The following is a 15,720-nucleotide window of genomic DNA, read 5'->3' as shown; positions in this document are numbered from 1 at the left end:
TGCGCAGCCGCGGTTTACTCCTTTACCGCACCGGTCAGCGAGGACACGTAATAATCCACGAACAGCGAGTAGAAGATCGCGACCGGCAGCGAGCCGAGCAGCGAGCCCGCCATCAGCGCGCCCCATTGGTAGACGTCGCCGGTGACCAGCTCGGTCAGGATCGCGACCGGTACGGTCTTGTTGGCGCCACTCTGGATGAAGGCGAGCGCGTAGATGAACTCGTTCCAGGACAGCGTGAAGGAGAAGATGCCGGCCGAAATCAGGCCGGGCACGGCGAGCGGCAGCGTGATCCGGCGCAGGATCTGCAGCCGCGTGGCGCCGTCGACCAGCGCGCATTCCTCGAGCTCGTAGGGGATCGACTTGAAATAGCCGATCAGCAGCCAGGTGCAGAACGGCACCAGGAAGGTCGGATAGACCAGGATCAGGGCAAGCGGCGAGTCGAACAGGCCAAACTGCACCACGACGGTGGCCAGCGGAATGAACAGGATCGACGGCGGCACGAGATAGGCGAGATAGATGCCAAGGCCGACATAGGGACTGCCGCGGAAGCGCAGGCGCTCGATCGCATAGGCGGCGAGCGTGCTCGCGACCAGCGACAGCGTGGTCGAGCCGACCGCGACCAGCATCGTCGTCTTCAGCCAGCGCGGGTAGGAGGTGTTGAACAAGAGGTGCTTGATATGCGCCAGCGTCGGCGAGGAGATCCAGAACGGATTATGGTCCTTGTAGTTGAGCAGCTCCGCGTTCGGCTTGAACGAGGTGATCGCCATCCAGTAGAACGGAAACAGCAGGATCAGCACGAAGCAGCCGAGCGGCAGGTAGATCATCATCAGCCGCCGCAGCCCGGAATCCCAGGCCATGGTGTCGGGAGCGGCCTTGGCGACGGCAGAGCCTTGCGCGACGGTATCAGTCATTGCTCTCTCCCTGCTGCCATTTGCGGCGCGCCAGGCCGAAATAGGAGAACACCGTCGCGAACACCAGGAACGGGATCATCGACACCGCGATCGCGGCGCCTTCGCCGAGCTCGCCGCCGGCGATGCCGCGCTGGAACGCCAGCGTCGCGAGCAGATGGGTCGAGTTGACCGGGCCACCGCGGGTGATGGCGTAGACCAGCTGGAAGTCGGTGAAGGTGAAGATGATCGAGAAGGTCATGACGATGGCGAGGATCGGCATCATCATCGGGAAGGTGATGTAGCGGAAGCGCTGCCAGGCGCTGGCGCCGTCGAGCATCGCGGCCTCGTAGAGCGAGGGCGAGATGGTCTGGAGGCCCGCCAGCAGCGAGATCGCGACGAAGGGAATGCCGCGCCAGATGTTGGCGGCAATCAGCGAGAACCGCGCCGGCCAGGGCGAGCCGAGGAAGTCGATATTGCTCGATCGCCAGTGCAGCACGTCGACCAGCAGATAGGAGATGATCGAGAATTGCGGATCGTAGATCCACCAGAACGCCAGCGCCGACAGCACCGTCGGCACGATCCAGGGTAGGAGCACGATGGCGCGCAAGAGGCTCTTGAATGGAAAATGGTTGTTGAGCAGCAGCGCGAGCCAGAAGCCGAGTGCGAACTTCCCGAAGGTCGCCACCGCCGTGTAGAACACGCTGTAGAACACCGCGTTCCACCACAGGGGATCGGTGAGCAGGTACTGGAAGTTCTCCAGCCCGATGAAGATGCCGCGCTTGCCGATCGTGGTGTCGGTGAAGGCGAGCCAGATGCCGAGGCCGAGCGGATAGGTCAGGAACACCGCCAGCAGCCCGATCGCGGGCGCAAGGCACATCACGATTAGGAACGGCTTGTAGTCGAACAGCCGCACCAGCCAGGACGGCTGCCGCTGCGCGAGGGCGGAAGAGTGAAGGGTGGTCACGGACATCAGGTCGTTGTCCTGTCGTTGAAGATCACCACACCGTCATTGCGAGCGAAGCGACGCAATCCAGGCTGTCGCCGTAGCTACAGTCTGGATTGCTTCGTCACTTTGCTTCTCGCAAAAGCGGTTGCCTTGTCGTACGGCACTACCGGCCCTGCCGCCGGAAGTACCGCTTGCAGCGCTGTTCGGCTTCGGCGGCCGCAGCTTCCGGCGTCGCCGCACCGGTGGCGACCGAGGCGAACATCTGCACCGTCACATAGTCCGCGCGAACAGCGCCGGTGGCGGTCGAGATCGGACCCTTGTAACCGGCGTAATAGGTGCTGTTCATGGTGTCCTTGAAGATCGCGACCTTTGGATCGCCCTTCCACACCGCCGCATCGGCATAGGCCGCGAGCGGTTGCGACCAGTAACCGCTGTTGGCGTTGAGCCACGGCTCATACTGGTCCTTCTCCAGCATGAATTGCAGGAAGGCCTTTGCCGCGTTGGGATAGGGGCTGTGCTTGAACACCATCGCGTTCAGCGTCAGTCCCGACATCGGCGACCTCGGCGCAAGACCTTTCGGCAGCAACTGATGCTCGGAGTCTTCGGCGATGGCAGCGGTCGCCGGATCGTTCTTCAGCGAGAAATACAGCGAGACGCCGTTCGCGGTGAGCGCGATTTCCTGCGAGGAATAGGCGCGGTTGTTGCTGACGTCGTTCCAGGACGGCGTGCCGGCGATGAAGTTCGGAAAGAGCTCCTTGACGTAGTTCAGCGCCGCGATGGTTTCCTTGCTGTTGATGGTGACGTTGCCGTCCTCGTCCAGCAGCGCGGCGTTGTGCGACCACATCATCCAGTCGGCAAAGCCGTTGCCGTCGCCGACGGCGTTGCCGAGCGCAAAGCCGGCAGGCTTGCCGGCCTTGTGCAGCTTCCTGCAGAGATCCAGGAGCCCGGCATGGTCTTCCGGCGGCTTGTCGAACCCGACGGATTTGAGGATCGACTTGCGATAGATCAGGGGACCTGCGGTGGCGCCGAACGGGAGCCCGATCCAGGTATCGCTCTTGGCCTTCTTGCCATAGGCCTTCGCCAGGTTCTGCCAGCCGCCATATTTCTTGCCGAGATAGTCGGCGACGTCGGTGAGCTCGATCAGCTTGTCGATATAGATGTGCGGCGCGTCGGAGAAGCCGATGATGATGTCGGGGCCGGCGCCGGAATTCGAGGTCACCGCGGTCTGCTGGTTGATGTCCTCCCAGCCGACGAAGTCGACCTTGACCTCGACGCCTGTCTCCTTGGTGAATTTCGCCGCGTTGGCGCGGAACACGTCCTCGTCGGCCTGGACGAAGCGCACCGGGCGCAGCATGCGTAGCGATGCGCCTTTCTCGATCTCGAGCTTGGGTGCCGGAACATCGGCAGCTTTGATAGTGGATGGCTGTGTTTGCGCTGCAGCACCGGTGGCAGCGAGCGTTGCGGCGGACAGGCCCAGCGCCAAGGCGTCACGACGTGTAAGGTCGTTCCTCATCAGTTCCTCCCTGTTGTCGTCCCTTCCCGGCGTTGATCGCCGGTGAAGGGTCTCTTCCGTCTGTGGCGCCTGTGCGCGCCGTCCGCCTAGCTGTTCGGCCCGCGATCCATGCTGACGGGCTGCCAGCGGCGGAGCGCGGTGTCTTGCAGCACCGACGGATTGACACAGCTTACCGGCCACATGCCCTGAAGCACCAGTGACAATTCGTAGCCCACGCGGCGCTTGCGCGCCTCGTCGAACCGTGCCGAGGCCGAGGCGACATGGGCGGTCAGGGTCACGTTCTCCATGCTGAGGATCGGGTTGTTGTGCGAGGGCGGTTCCTTCTCCAGCACGTCGAGCGCGGCGTGCGCGATCCAGCCCTCCTGCAGCGCCTTGATCAGGCTCTCCTCGTCGACCGTGGCGCCGCGGCCGGTGTTGATGAAGATCGAGCCCTTCTTCATCTGCCGAAAGTGCTTCTCGGTCAGCATGTGATGCACCTCGGGCCTTGCCGGAGCGTGCATCGAGACGAAGTCGGATTGCGACAGCACCTCGTTCAGCGTCGCCGGGATGACGCCGTGGTCGTACATCAGCGTCTCCTGGATGAAGGGATCGTAGGCCATCATGCGCAGGCCGAACGGCGCTGCGCGTTTCGCAACCGCGCGCGCGACGCGGCCGAACGAGACGAAGCCGAGCGTCTGGCCCATCAGCCGCGGAATCTTCAGGAGCGCCGGCCGGCCCTCGGCCCAGCGGCCGTCGCGCACCATGCGGTCCTGCTCGACCAGACGGCGGAACCCCGCGAGCAGCAGCATCATGGCGTGGTCGGCGACCTCCTCGATGAAGGTGTCGGGGATGTTGGTGACGGGAATGCCACGGGCGGTGGCGGCCTTGACGTCGACGCTGTCGACGCCGACCGAGCCGAGCGTGATGACCTTGCAATTGTCCAGCGCGTCGATGATCGACTTGGTGATCGGGATGCCCTTGGCGTAGATGGCGTCGGCGGTCTTCGCGGCGGCGATGAATTCGGCCTCGTTGGCGGGGGCCTCGACGATCTCGGCGTCGATCGGATCGAGCGCCTCGCGCTCGTAGGAATAATCGCTGCCCGCGACCGTGAAGCTCGCGCCCTTCGGCGTCACCACCCTGTATTTCGGCATGTCTTGCTCCCGATTTGGTTTGTCGGTTCTTGTTGCGACCCGGCCTTCTTGAGCGGGCCTTTGCGTCTTTTACGCGAAATCGATGCGAGCGCGTACAATTCCCGGTTGTCCGTCGCGAGGATTTTTGCCGATTTCAGCGGCATGTTCCGGGCTTCTACGGAGGCACGTAAGTAACTTGCTAAGGGGTCTCACACTAAAAGTTGATTCAATTTGTATCGATTCACTCGCGTGCCGTATCCCTTTCTCGCCGGAGCCATCCCGTGAAGTTGAGCAATCTGAAGATCGCCCCCAAGCTGGGCATCCTTGTCGGCGTCACCCTGTTCGGTCTGTGCATCTCCGGCGTTCTGGCCGGGTACCTGATGAAGCAGGAGATGCTGAGCGCCCGTATCGAGCAGACCAAATCGATCGTCGATCTCGGACGCAATTATGCGGCCGCGCTGAAGAAGCGCGTCGACGCCGGCGAGATGACGAAGGACGCGGCCATGGCCGAGCTTCGCCGCTACGGCAACGCGATGACCTACGACAACGGCGCCGGCTATCTGTTCGGCACGTCCTATGACGGCATCACGCAGCTCGCGCCCGATCCGAAGCAGATCGGCACCAACCGCATGGACGTCGTGACCAACGGTCGCAAGCTGTCCGTCGAGCTGATGGACGGCGTCAAGGCCAACGGCTCGATCCTGCTGCATTATGAATATGTGAAGCCCGGCCAGGAGAAGCCAATCCGCAAGATCGGCTATGCCGTGGCCGTTCCCGGTTTCGACATGTATCTCGGCACCGGCGCCTATCTCGAGGACATCGATGCCAAGATGGGGCCGGTCTACTGGATGCTCGGCTTCGCCATGCTCGGCATCGTCATCGTCGCCGGCAGCGTCGCCTGGATGATCGGCCGCAGCATCAGCCGTCCGCTCGCTCTGCTCGGCGCCCGCATGAAGGACCTCGCCGACGGCAAGCTCGAGGGTGATATCCCCGGCGTCGGCCGCGGCGACGAGGTCGGCGCGATGGCGTCCACCGTCCAGATCTTCAAGGACAACGCAGTGCGCATCCGCGACCTCGAGAAGACCGAGGCGGACGCCAAGGAACGTGTCGCGGCGGAACGTCGCAGCGCGATGGAGGGAATCGCCAACGACTTCGAACGCAGCGTCAACGGCATCGTCCGCTCGGTCTCCTCGGCCGCGGCGGGCATGCAGTCGACGGCGCAGTCGATGACCGCGACCGCGAGCGATGCCTCCTCGCGAGCGGCCACCGTCGGCGCGGCCTCGTCGAAGGCCTCCGGCAATGTCGGCACGGTTGCCGCCGCCGCGGAAGAGCTGTCTAGCTCGGTTGCGGAAATCTCCCGCCAGGTCACCCGCTCGACCGAGGTGGCGAGCAAGGCCGTCAACGACGCCGAGCGCACCAACGCCACCGTCCAGGTGCTCTCCTCCGGCGCCGAGAAGATCGGCGAGGTCGTCAAGCTGATCCATTCGATCGCGGCGCAGACCAACCTGCTCGCGCTCAACGCCACCATCGAGGCGGCGCGCGCCGGTGAATCCGGCCGCGGCTTCGCCGTCGTCGCCTCCGAGGTCAAGGCGCTCGCCAACCAGACCGCGAAGGCGACCGAGGAGATCTCGGCGCAGGTGGCGGCGATGCAGACCTCGACCAGCGACGCGGTCGCGGCCATCACCGGCATCACGCAGACGATTGCCGAGATGAGCGAGATCACCGCCGGCATCTCCGCCTCGATCGAGCAGCAGGGCGAAGCCACCCGCGAGATCGCCCGCAACATCCAGTCGGTCGCGGCCGGCTCGAGCGAGATCAACGCCCATATCGGCAGCGTCACCTCGGCTGCGGAGGCGACCGGCACGGCGGCCACCGACGTGCTCACCAACGCCCGCGAGCTGGATCACCAGTCCGGCGCGCTGCGCAGCGCGGTGGACGGCTTCCTCGCCAAGGTCCGCGCGGCGTAAGTTCTTGCACTGAATTCGTAGGGTGGGCAAAGACGCGAAGCGTCTTGCCCACCTTTTCTTTTTGAACTTTGTCAGCTGTCATGCCCCGCGAAGGCGGGGCATCCAGTACGCCGCGGCCCATCGGGTCAATCACTGCCGTCTCGGAATACTGGATCGCCCGCTTTCGCGGGCGATGACACCTTCCTAGAACGCTACTGCTTCTCGATCCCCGCGTCCCGGATCAGCCGTTCCCACAGCACCAGCTGCTCGTTTACGAACGTACCGAGCTCCTCCGGCGTGCCGGAGAACGCGTCCATGCCGAGGATGGCAAGCTGGGCCTTGATCTCCGGCTTCTCGACGATCTTGCGGATCTCGGCATTGAGCCGCGTCACGATCTCCTTGGGCATGCCGGCGGGGCCGAAATAGCCCTGCCATGAGGAGATGTCGAAATCAGGCACGCCGGCCTCCTGCATCGAGGGCAGGCTCGGGATCAGCGGCGTGCGCTCCTTGGTGGTGACGGCGAGCGCGCGCAGCGCGTTGCCCTGGACGTGGGGCAGGCCGGTGAGGATGTCCACGAACATCATCGAGACGCGGCCGCCCATGACGTCGTTGAGCGCCGGCGGCGAGCTCTTGTAGGGCACGTGCAAGAGGTCGAGCCCGGCATTGTGCGCAAAGGTCGCACCCGACACGATCGCCGAGGACGAGCCCGAGGCGTAACTCAGCTTGCCCGGATTGGCCTTGCCGTAGGCGACGAGCTCGGCGACCGTCTTGGCCGGCACGTCGGGGTGGATCACCAGCATGAAGGGCAGATCGCCGGTCCGCGCGATCGGCGTGAAATCCTTGACGGGATCGTAGGTCAGGCTCTTGAGCAGATAGGGATTGGCCGAATGCGTGGTGTTGGTCGTCACCAGCAGCGTGTAGCCGTCGGGCGCGGCGCGCGCGACATAGGTCGCGGCGATCATGCCGTTGGCGCCGGCCTTGTTCTCGATCACGATGCCGACGCCGAGCGCCTGCGACAAATGCTGCGAGATCAGCCGCGTCGTGGTGTCGGTGCCGCTGCCGGCCGCGAACGGCAGCACCAGCGTGATGTTGCGGCTCGGCCAGGTATCGGCCTGCGCGGTGGACGCGGCGGCGAGGCACAGCGCGGCGGTGCCGATCGTGCGCAGGTTTCGAAGCAGCCCTGAAAGCATGTGTGGTCGTTCCCTCATTTTCGTTGGCGGGGAACCTAGCCGGTCCACATCAAAATCGGAAGACGGCAGGCAGGCGCAGCGCGCCCGCGGCGCGGAATTACTTCACCGCAGAGCCCTGGCGCGAGGCGATCACGACGCCGGCGAGCACCAGAACGTAGCCGATCAGATGAAACGGCTGCAGCTTCTCGCCGAGCAGCAGGATCGCCATCGCCGAGCCGAACACCGGCACCAGATGGAAGAACGGCGCGGCGCGGTTCGGGCCGATCAGCGCGACGCCGCGGTTGAAGAAGAGATAGGCGAGCGTCGAGGGGAAGATCAGGATGTAGCCCAGCGTCGCCAGCGTCACGGTGTCGAATTGCAGCACGCTGCCGCTCCAGGTCTCCCAGATGGCGGCCGGCAGCAGCATCGTCGCGCCGCAGCAGGTGGTGAAGGAGAGAAAGGAGAGCTGGTGGATCTTCGGCCGGCGCGGGATGAAGGCGGAATAGAGTCCGAACGCCACCAGCGAGGAGGCGAACATGAGGTCGCCCCTGTTGAAGCTGATGCCGGCGAGCGCGGCGAGATCGCCGCGCAGGATGATGATCAGTACGCCGAGCAACGAGATCGCGATGCCGGCGAGCTGTCCGCCGGTCAGCCGCACGCCGAACAGCACCAGCGACCACAGCGCCACGAACAGGGGACCTGCCGACTGGATCAGCAACGCGTTCAGCGCCTCCGTGTACTGCATCGCCCAGTACGAGATCGCGTTGTTGAAGGCAAAGCCGACCAGCGACAGGAACAGCATCAGGGGCAGGCTGTTGCGCAAGGCGGGCCAGTCGCGCTTCAGATGCGGCCAGGAGAATGGCAGCAGGATCAGGAACACGCCGAACCAGCGGATCGTGGTCACTGTCAATGGCGGCACATGCGCGCCGACATGGCGCGCGAGCACGATGTTGCCGGCCCAGAACAGCGAGCTCAGGCTGAGCAGCAGGTAAGGCTGGTTGTTGAGCCAGCTGGCCGGATTGGCGGCCGGTGGCGCGGGCGAAGCAATCGTCATGGGCGTTCGATACGAGCTTGCGCCGGATCGCCGTCATGACACAAGTCACGCCGCCGCAATGCTACAATGCGCGCACCAGCTGAGGAGGTGTCATTGGCGGTTAATATGTTGAACATCGAAGGCCTGGAACGCCTCGACCGGAACGCGCCTGTGGTGATGCTGAACCTGATGCGTTTCCACGCGCGCTCGCGCGACGGCGACGGTTCGGGCTGGGATGCTTATCTCCGCTACAGCGCGGTGACAGTGCCGATGATCAAGGCGCGCGGCGGCACGCTGCTGTGGACCGGCGAGGCCAAGGCGATCGCGCTCGGCCCGCATGCGGGCAATGCGTGGGATTTCGTCGCGCTGGTCTATTATCCGACGGTCGCGGCGTTCCTGGACATGATGACGTCGCAGGCCTACGAGCTTGAAGCCGACCCGCACCGCGTCAACGGCTGCGCCGAGCACGTCATCATCGCGACGAGCGAGGCCTACAGCAAGTTCAAGATGAAGTAGCTTATGTCTCCGCGAGTCCGAAATCGTAGGGTGGGCAAAGGCGCACTTGCGCCGTGCCCACCACCTCTCAATTATTACCAAAGAACGTGGGCACGCTTCGCTTTGCCCACCCTACGATATCTGTACGCTCGGCACTCATTTCTTCGGCTCCACCACCGCATCCACGGCGTCACGACAGGTCTTCTGCAACAGGCGGCAGACCTCCTCCACCGATCGCTGCCGGCTCAGCGATGCAAAGGTCGGATAGCTTGTCAGCACGAAGATCAGATCGACCGCATCCTGCACGGCGCCCTTTGCTGCCTGCTTGCCGACGATCCGCGGCAACAGCGCAGCCAGCAGCTCGCGCCGGCGCTCGTTGCGTCCGCGCAGGGAGTCGCCGAATTCGGGATCGGTCGCGATCGCCTGGTTGAGCCCGCCAATGGCAGGATCGTGCGACCAGAACCGACAGAAGATCGCGACCACCCGGTCGAGTGCGGCCCGCGGGTCCGCCATCGTCATCACCTCGGCCAGTTCGAACAGGCCGCCCTCGCGGGCAATGTGGTCGAACACGGCTTCCAGCAAGCCGCCCCGCGATCCGAACTGGTTGTAGACGGTGAGCCGCGTGACGCCGGCCGCCTTCGCCACGACGTCGAGGGAGAAGTTCGCGATGCCGGCATCCTTGCGCAACAGACGCGCGCCCGCCGCGATGACGCGCGCGCGTGTCTCCGCGGCCGCGGAGGCCCTCGCCGGGCTGACGTAGTTGCGCTTCGTCACGGCCTTGCGGTGTCCATAAATTGACTATACAATATGTATATCAAAATTGGAAAGCCGGAGCGTGCCATGCAGACTGCCCTCGTGATCGCCCTGTCGCTTCATGTCTTGTCGTCCGTGTTCTGGGCGGGATCAAGCTTCGCACTGGCGCGCACCGGCGGTGCCGGCGGGGAGCAACTCGTCTTTCCACAGCTTGGCGCAGCCATGATCGCAATCGTGACCGGAGGCTATCTCGGCCATCTCGTTCATGCCGGCAGCTTCGGCACGACGGAGCAGGTGCTGGCGCTTGGCGCGGCGTGCGCCTTGATCGCCGTCGGCGTTCAGGCGGCGATCGGCCCTCGCGCGGTCATCACCTTGCGTCGTGGCACCGGCGATCTCCAGGGCGTGCGTTCGCGCATTGCGACCGCGCAGCGCGTGGCGGCGGGGCTGCTCGGCATCACCGCGCTCTGCATGGGCGCCGCGCGCTATATCTGAGGGCGACCTTACGTCGTCTGCTTCCTTGACGCCACGAACACGCCCGACAGCACCAGCGCAAATCCGATGAAGTGGAACGCCTGCGGGTGCTCGCCGAGGAATGCCATCGCCATGATCGAGCCGAACACCGGCACGACGTGAAAGAACGGCGCGGCGCGGTTGGCGCCGATCAGGCGGACGCCGCGATTGAAGCAGAGATAGGCGAGCGTCGAGGGGAACACCGCGACATAGAACAGCGTCAAGAGGTTCGGCCCGTCGAGCTTCATCACGGGGCGCGCTGACAGCTCCCAGATCTCCAGCGGAATGAGACAGGCCGCGCCGGCGCCGAAGGTGAAGGCGAGGAACGACAGGCCGTGCATCGGCGGCCGCTTCAGGGTCAGCACCGAATACAGCGCGAAGATGATCAGCGCGCCGATGAAGATGAGGTCGCCCTTGTTGAACGCGATGTTCGACAGCGCGGTGAAATCGCCGTGCAGCAGGATGGTCAGCACGCCGCACATCGACAGCAGGACGCCGAACGCCTGGCCTGCGGTGAGGCGGACGCCGAGGATGGCCAGCGACCACAGCGCCACGATCAGTGGTGCGGCCGACTGCAGCAAGAGCGTGTTGAGGGCCTGAGTGTGCTCCAGCGCCCAATATTGCAGCGTGTTGAAGGCGCCGATGCCGGTGATCGAGAGCGTGATCATCAGGCCGAGCCGCCCCCGGATCGCGGGCCAGTCCTGGGCGAGGTGCTTCCAGGCGAACGGCAGCACCAGCAGGAAGGCGAAGGTCCAGCGCAGGAACGACAGTGTCACCGGCGGGATGTGGCCGGCGGCCAGCCGCCCGACGATGGCATTGCCGGCCCAGCACAGCGCGGTGATGCTGAGCAGCAGATAAGGCTGGTTGGCGATCCAGTTGTGGCGGGAGGTCTCGGTGGCTGTGGTCTGCCCGGTGGCGGTCATTGTGATTGTTATGGCCCCGCGTCATGCGCCGAGGCCCCGGCCCAGCGATATCAGGGCCGGCTGATAGCCCAGCCTGGCTCAAAGACACGGAAATCGCGGCTGCATCAACGGGGGGCGGACGCATCGCGACCATGCAGCGGCGAAGGCGGCTTCTCACGCTTTGGTCGAAGCCATGGCGCCGGCCGCCAAGGTTGCGAGATTTTAAGGGGATATCAAAGGCTTGGAGGGGCTTCCGAGCCCCGAAAAAGCCCCGTTCTTGCTTGCCTAGAAGGGCCGCTTCCTTTATCCGGTTGGGCTGCCTCGCGTGCGAACGGCCTTGGGCCGGGAATTGGGCTGGGCGCTAGGCGCGATCTTAGGAAAAGTGGATTCCGGTTTTCCGTTCGGATCGTGCCACCTACAGATAAATCTTCGAAGGATTACCCGCGAATGGCCAATGTTGTCGTCGTCGGCGCCCAGTGGGGCGACGAAGGGAAGGGCAAGATCGTCGACTGGTTGTCGGAGCAGGCGGACATCGTCGTCCGCTTCCAGGGCGGCCACAATGCCGGCCACACGCTGGTGATCAACGGCAAGACCTACAAGCTCGCGCTCCTGCCCTCGGGCGTGCTGCGCGAGGGCAAGCTCTCCGTGATCGGCAACGGCGTGGTGTTCGACCCCACCGCCTTCCTCGACGAGGTGACGAAGCTGCGCGCGCAGGGCGTTGCGGTCTCGCCAGAGAATCTGCGTGTCGCCGAGAACGTCACCCTGATCCTGCCGTTGCACCGTGAGCTCGATGCGCTGCGCGAGTCCTCCAACGCGGCGACCGCGATCGGCACCACCCGCCGCGGCATCGGCCCGGCCTATGAGGACAAGGTCGGCCGCCGCGCCATCCGCCTGATGGACCTCGCCGACCTCAACACCCTGCCGCACAAGATCGACCGCCTGCTGGCGCATCACAACGCGCTGCGCCGTGGTCTCAACCTGCCGGAGTTCGACGGCAAGGAGATCCTGAAGGAACTGAGCGCGCTGGCGCCGCAGCTGTTGCCCTACGCCGAGACGGTGTGGCGGCTGCTCGACATCGAGCGCCGCGCCGGCAAGCGCATGCTGTTCGAGGGCGCGCAGGGCGCACTGCTCGACGTCGATCACGGCACCTATCCCTACGTCACCTCGTCCAACACGGTGGCGGCGCAGGCCGCGACCGGTGCCGGCCTCGGGCCGGGCGCCGTCGGCTATGTGCTCGGCCTGTGCAAGGCCTACACGACCCGTGTCGGCCAGGGCCCGTTCCCGACCGAGCAGGACAATGAGATCGGCCGCAAGATCGGCGAGCGTGGCCGCGAGTTCGGCACCAACACCGGCCGTCCGCGCCGCTGCGGCTGGTTCGACGCCGTGCTGGTCCGCCAGGCGGTTCGCACCTGCGGCATCAACGGCCTGGCGCTGACCAAGCTCGACATCCTCGACGGCTTCGACACCATCGAGGTCTGCACCGGCTACAAGCTCGACGGCAAGGAGATCGACCATTTCCCGGCCGGCGAGGGCGCCCAGGCCCGGGTCGAGCCGATCTACGAGACCATCGAGGGCTGGAAGGAGCCGACTGCCAATGCACGGTCTTGGGCGGACCTGCCGGCCCAGGCCATCAAATATGTCCGCCGGATCGAGGAATTGGTGGGGTGCCCGGTGGCGTTGCTTTCCACCAGCCCCGAACGTGAAGATACTATCCTGGTGCAAAATCCGTTTGAGGCTTAACGAAATCTTACTGGGACGCGCGTATAGTTGAGTAGAAATGGCTGATTACTATCCGCTGATCGCCCGCGCTATTGCTGCCCTGGACCCGAACGCTCCCGGCGAGAGCCGTCGTGCGCTCTATGAGCGCGCGCGCACGGCGCTGATCGCGCAGCTGCGCAGCGTGCAGCCGCCGCTCTCCGAATCCGAGATCACCCGCGAACGGCTGTCGCTGGAAGAGGCGGTTCGCAAGGTCGAATCGGAGGCTGCCCAGCGCGCCCGCGAGGCCTCGCGGCCGGGTGGCGGCGGCACTGGGCGCAGTGGCAGCGGCGATGCGTTCCGGAAAGCCAGCACCCGCGCTGCCGAGGGCAATTCGGCCGCGCCTCCGCCGGGGGGCCCGCCGCGCACCCGTCCGGCCCCGACGCCGCCGCGGGCCGACCGTCCGTCCTTTAACGTCGATGACCAGGGCGATGCCCAGCGTCCGCCGCGGGCGCCGCGCTTCGACGCCCCGCGCCAGCCGGGTCCGCCCGGTCCGCCGATGCCGGAGCCGCCGGCGCCTCCGCAGGCCGGGCGCGATCGCGCCGGCGGGCGCCGTCCGCCGGACATCGGACCTCCGCCGCCGCTGCCGCCGGCGCCTGGCGTGCGCGGCTTCCGCGACATCACGGCAGATGCCAACGATCTCGGCGGCGCCGCCGCGCAGGCCAACCGCGCCGCGCGCCGCACCTACGCCAACGTGCCCTCGCCCTCGCCGGAATTCGACCGGCTGGAGCCGAGCCTGGAAAACCGCGCCGGCGGCGAGCAGGATCCGCCCTATTCCTACGACGAGTCGATCGAGGAGGCCGAGCGCTACGCGCCGCAGCCGCCGTCGCCGCGTCCGCGCATCGCGCCCGAGCGCGAGGCCAAGAAGCGCGCCCGCACCGGCTCGATGTTCCCGTTCAAGAGCGCGATCGCGGTCGGCATCGTGCTGATCCTGGTCGGCGCCGGCATCCTCTGGGGCAAGCAGCTGGTCCAGACCGCGACCAATCTGTTCAAGTCCTCGCCCACCCAGGTGGTGGAGGCGCCGAAGGATTCCTCGCAGCCGCAGAGCAAGCCGAAGATTCCGGACCGCGTCGGCCAGCCCTCGGCCAGCGACCAGCCGGTCGCGCCGGTGGCGCAGAAGGTCGTGCTCTATGACGAGGATCCGTCGGATCCCAAGGGTAAGCAATATGTCGGCTCGGTGGTGTGGCGGCTCGAGCCGATCAAGGCGTCGGGCAACCAGAAAGCCGACGTCGCCGTGCGCGCCGACATCGAGATCCCCGACCGCAAGTTCAAGATGACGATGTCGTTCCGCCGCAATACCGACTCCTCGCTGCCGGCGAGCCACACGGCGGAATTGACCTTCATCCTGCCGCCGGATTTCCCGGGCGGCAGCGTCTCCAACGTGCCGGGCATTCTGATGAAGTCGAACGAGCAGGCGCGCGGCACGCCGCTTGCCGGCCTCGCGGTCAAGGTCACCGACGGCTTCTTCTTGGTCGGCCTCTCCAACGTCGACGCCGACCGCGCCCGCAACGTCCAGCTCCTGAAGGAGCGCTCGTGGTTCGACGTGCCGCTGGTCTATGCCAACCAGCGCCGCGCCATCATCGCCATCGAGAAGGGCGCCCCGGGCGAGCGCGCCTTCAACGACGCCTTCGCGCAGTGGGGCGACTAGCCCGTTACCTCGACGTCGAGCCGATCGGATGCTCCGGCGAGCCAAGGCCCGAGCCGGAGCTGCCAATAGGCTGCCCGTTGGCGGTATGACCGACGCCGACACCGGCCGCGCCGACGGCGCCGGATGACTGGTCCGCTCCCGGTGCCGTGTTCGAACCGTTGATGGCCGTACTCCTCTGAGCGGACGCTGTCGCGCTCGGACCAATGAGTGACGGATCGGACGGCACGAAATAGTTCGTCGCCTTCCTCGGCGTTGGGACTAGGCCTGGGGTGCCTGTCGTTCCCACCGTGCTGCCTGTTGTTCCGCTCGTGCTGCCGGTCGGTCCCAGATTGGTCGCAGGCCGGATGGTGCCGGTCCCGCTATAAGCGCCGTAACCACCGGCACCATAGGCGCCGTTCCCGTAGGCGCCCGTCGAACCCGCTGCAGCGGCCGCGGCCGCGGAACCGGTGCCGCCCGAGCCGGCGGCAGCTCCGCTTGTGCCTTGCGCAAGGGCCGGCGTGACGATGCCGGCAAGGACGATCGCGACCAGCGTTCCAGATGTCCATGAAGCCATGATCCCCTCCGATGCTCGTTCGAAACGGATCAATGTCGGGAACCCGACAATGGTTTCCCTTGATGTCCAAGCGCGCGGCGCGCGCGTTGTCGCACCCGCCGCTGCTCGACGCTGTCGCCGGCGGAGCGCTTATTGCGCGGCTGCCTCCCGCTTGCGCGCGGCTGCGGCCGCGGCGTGCTCGCGGTCCATCACGGCGCGGCAGCCGGGGCTGACATGCGACTTGTTCCGGACCATGCAGGCGGTGATCCTGGGGATGTCCGGGATCTCGCTGGAGCACAACCGCATCGCGTCGGCGGAGCACATCTGCTGTGCTTCCGACGAGAAGGCGAGGCCGGGTGATGTCTGGAGTGCGATGGCGGCGGTGAAGGCGAATAGCGAAGCGATGGTGTGATAGCGTGACATGTAGAATACGTCCCCGAGTTCCTAGGGCTTGAGCCACTTGATTTTGGGGCGCCGCACGCGGCTTGATCTGCCGCATGTCACAGCCTTCACGCCGGG

At 65.7% G+C, this 15,720-nt stretch carries 15 protein-coding genes; 5 read left to right on the top strand and 10 right to left on the bottom strand.

The features are described 5' to 3' along the window. Positions 1–14 precede the first annotated feature (14 nt). The 4 genes from BRAGE_RS0132115 to BRAGE_RS0132100 form a co-directional block, all read right to left on the bottom strand. Positions 15–911, bottom strand: a complete 897-nt coding sequence (locus tag BRAGE_RS0132115; RefSeq protein ID WP_027560987.1) for a carbohydrate ABC transporter permease — start codon at positions 909–911, stop codon at positions 15–17. After that, a complete protein-coding gene (locus BRAGE_RS0132110; protein ID WP_027560986.1) occupies positions 904–1,860 on the bottom strand; it encodes a carbohydrate ABC transporter permease in 957 nt (318 codons plus the stop codon). Before BRAGE_RS0132110 ends, BRAGE_RS0132115 begins: the two co-directional genes overlap by 8 nt. Before the next feature lie 139 nt (positions 1,861–1,999). Next, complete coding sequence (locus BRAGE_RS0132105; RefSeq protein WP_027560985.1) at positions 2,000–3,349, bottom strand: ABC transporter substrate-binding protein; 1,350 nt, start codon at positions 3,347–3,349, stop codon at positions 2,000–2,002. Positions 3,350–3,435: 86 nt separating this feature from the next. After that, complete coding sequence (locus tag BRAGE_RS0132100; RefSeq protein WP_027560984.1) at positions 3,436–4,479, bottom strand: C-terminal binding protein; 1,044 nt, start codon at positions 4,477–4,479, stop codon at positions 3,436–3,438. 260 nt (positions 4,480–4,739) lie between these two features. Between BRAGE_RS0132100 and BRAGE_RS0132095 the strand changes: the two genes are divergently transcribed. Then, a complete protein-coding gene (locus BRAGE_RS0132095; RefSeq protein ID WP_027560983.1) occupies positions 4,740–6,425 on the top strand; it encodes a methyl-accepting chemotaxis protein in 1,686 nt (561 codons plus the stop codon). Between the two features lie 191 nt (positions 6,426–6,616). Here the strand turns inward: BRAGE_RS0132095 and BRAGE_RS0132090 are convergent, their stop codons facing one another. Beyond that, complete coding sequence (locus BRAGE_RS0132090) at positions 6,617–7,594, bottom strand: Bug family tripartite tricarboxylate transporter substrate binding protein (RefSeq protein ID WP_027560982.1); 978 nt, start codon at positions 7,592–7,594, stop codon at positions 6,617–6,619. 97 nt (positions 7,595–7,691) lie between these two features. Then, positions 7,692–8,627: a DMT family transporter gene (locus BRAGE_RS0132085; RefSeq protein ID WP_027560981.1), complete on the bottom strand. Its 936-nt coding sequence runs from the start codon at positions 8,625–8,627 to the stop codon at positions 7,692–7,694. A 105-nt stretch (positions 8,628–8,732) separates the two neighbouring features. Here BRAGE_RS0132085 and BRAGE_RS0132080 point away from each other — a divergent pair, with 105 nt between their 5' ends. Further along, on the top strand, positions 8,733–9,122 hold the full coding sequence (locus BRAGE_RS0132080; protein WP_181411704.1) for a DUF1330 domain-containing protein: 390 nt from the start codon (positions 8,733–8,735) through the stop codon (positions 9,120–9,122). Positions 9,123–9,257: 135 nt separating this feature from the next. Here the strand turns inward: BRAGE_RS0132080 and BRAGE_RS0132075 are convergent, their stop codons facing one another. Continuing rightward, a complete protein-coding gene (locus tag BRAGE_RS0132075) occupies positions 9,258–9,875 on the bottom strand; it encodes a TetR/AcrR family transcriptional regulator (RefSeq protein ID WP_027560979.1) in 618 nt (205 codons plus the stop codon). A gap of 66 nt (positions 9,876–9,941) precedes the next feature. Here BRAGE_RS0132075 and BRAGE_RS0132070 point away from each other — a divergent pair, with 66 nt between their 5' ends. Then, positions 9,942–10,346, top strand: coding sequence for a hypothetical protein (locus BRAGE_RS0132070; RefSeq protein ID WP_027560978.1), 405 nt, complete (start codon positions 9,942–9,944; stop codon positions 10,344–10,346). An 8-nt stretch (positions 10,347–10,354) separates the two neighbouring features. On the opposite strand, the gene BRAGE_RS0132065 is transcribed toward BRAGE_RS0132070, so the two are convergent. Further along, positions 10,355–11,287: a DMT family transporter gene (locus BRAGE_RS0132065; RefSeq protein WP_027560977.1), complete on the bottom strand. Its 933-nt coding sequence runs from the start codon at positions 11,285–11,287 to the stop codon at positions 10,355–10,357. 426 nt (positions 11,288–11,713) lie between these two features. On the opposite strand from BRAGE_RS0132065, the gene BRAGE_RS0132060 reads away from it, so the two are divergent. Together BRAGE_RS0132060 and BRAGE_RS0132055 are read left to right on the top strand one after the other, a co-directional pair. Further along, positions 11,714–13,006, top strand: a complete 1,293-nt coding sequence (locus BRAGE_RS0132060) for an adenylosuccinate synthase (protein ID WP_027560976.1) — start codon at positions 11,714–11,716, stop codon at positions 13,004–13,006. A gap of 37 nt (positions 13,007–13,043) precedes the next feature. After that, positions 13,044–14,669: a hypothetical protein gene (locus BRAGE_RS0132055; protein WP_027560975.1), complete on the top strand. Its 1,626-nt coding sequence runs from the start codon at positions 13,044–13,046 to the stop codon at positions 14,667–14,669. 4 nt (positions 14,670–14,673) lie between these two features. On the opposite strand, the gene BRAGE_RS0132050 is transcribed toward BRAGE_RS0132055, so the two are convergent. Next, positions 14,674–15,222 carry a hypothetical protein gene (locus BRAGE_RS0132050; RefSeq protein WP_027560974.1) on the bottom strand — a complete coding sequence of 183 codons (549 nt, stop codon included), beginning with the start codon at positions 15,220–15,222 and terminating at the stop codon, positions 14,674–14,676. Between the two features lie 129 nt (positions 15,223–15,351). Beyond that, entirely contained in the window at positions 15,352–15,624 is a 273-nt protein-coding gene (locus BRAGE_RS50480) for a hypothetical protein (RefSeq protein WP_231164214.1), read from the bottom strand. Positions 15,625–15,720 lie beyond the last annotated feature (96 nt).

Source organism: Bradyrhizobium genosp. SA-4 str. CB756 (assembly GCF_000473125.1).
GTDB classification, from domain to species: domain Bacteria; phylum Pseudomonadota; class Alphaproteobacteria; order Rhizobiales; family Xanthobacteraceae; genus Bradyrhizobium; species Bradyrhizobium arachidis.
Note: the sequence above shows the minus strand (reverse complement) of the source record. Positions and strands in the feature narration are given on the sequence as shown.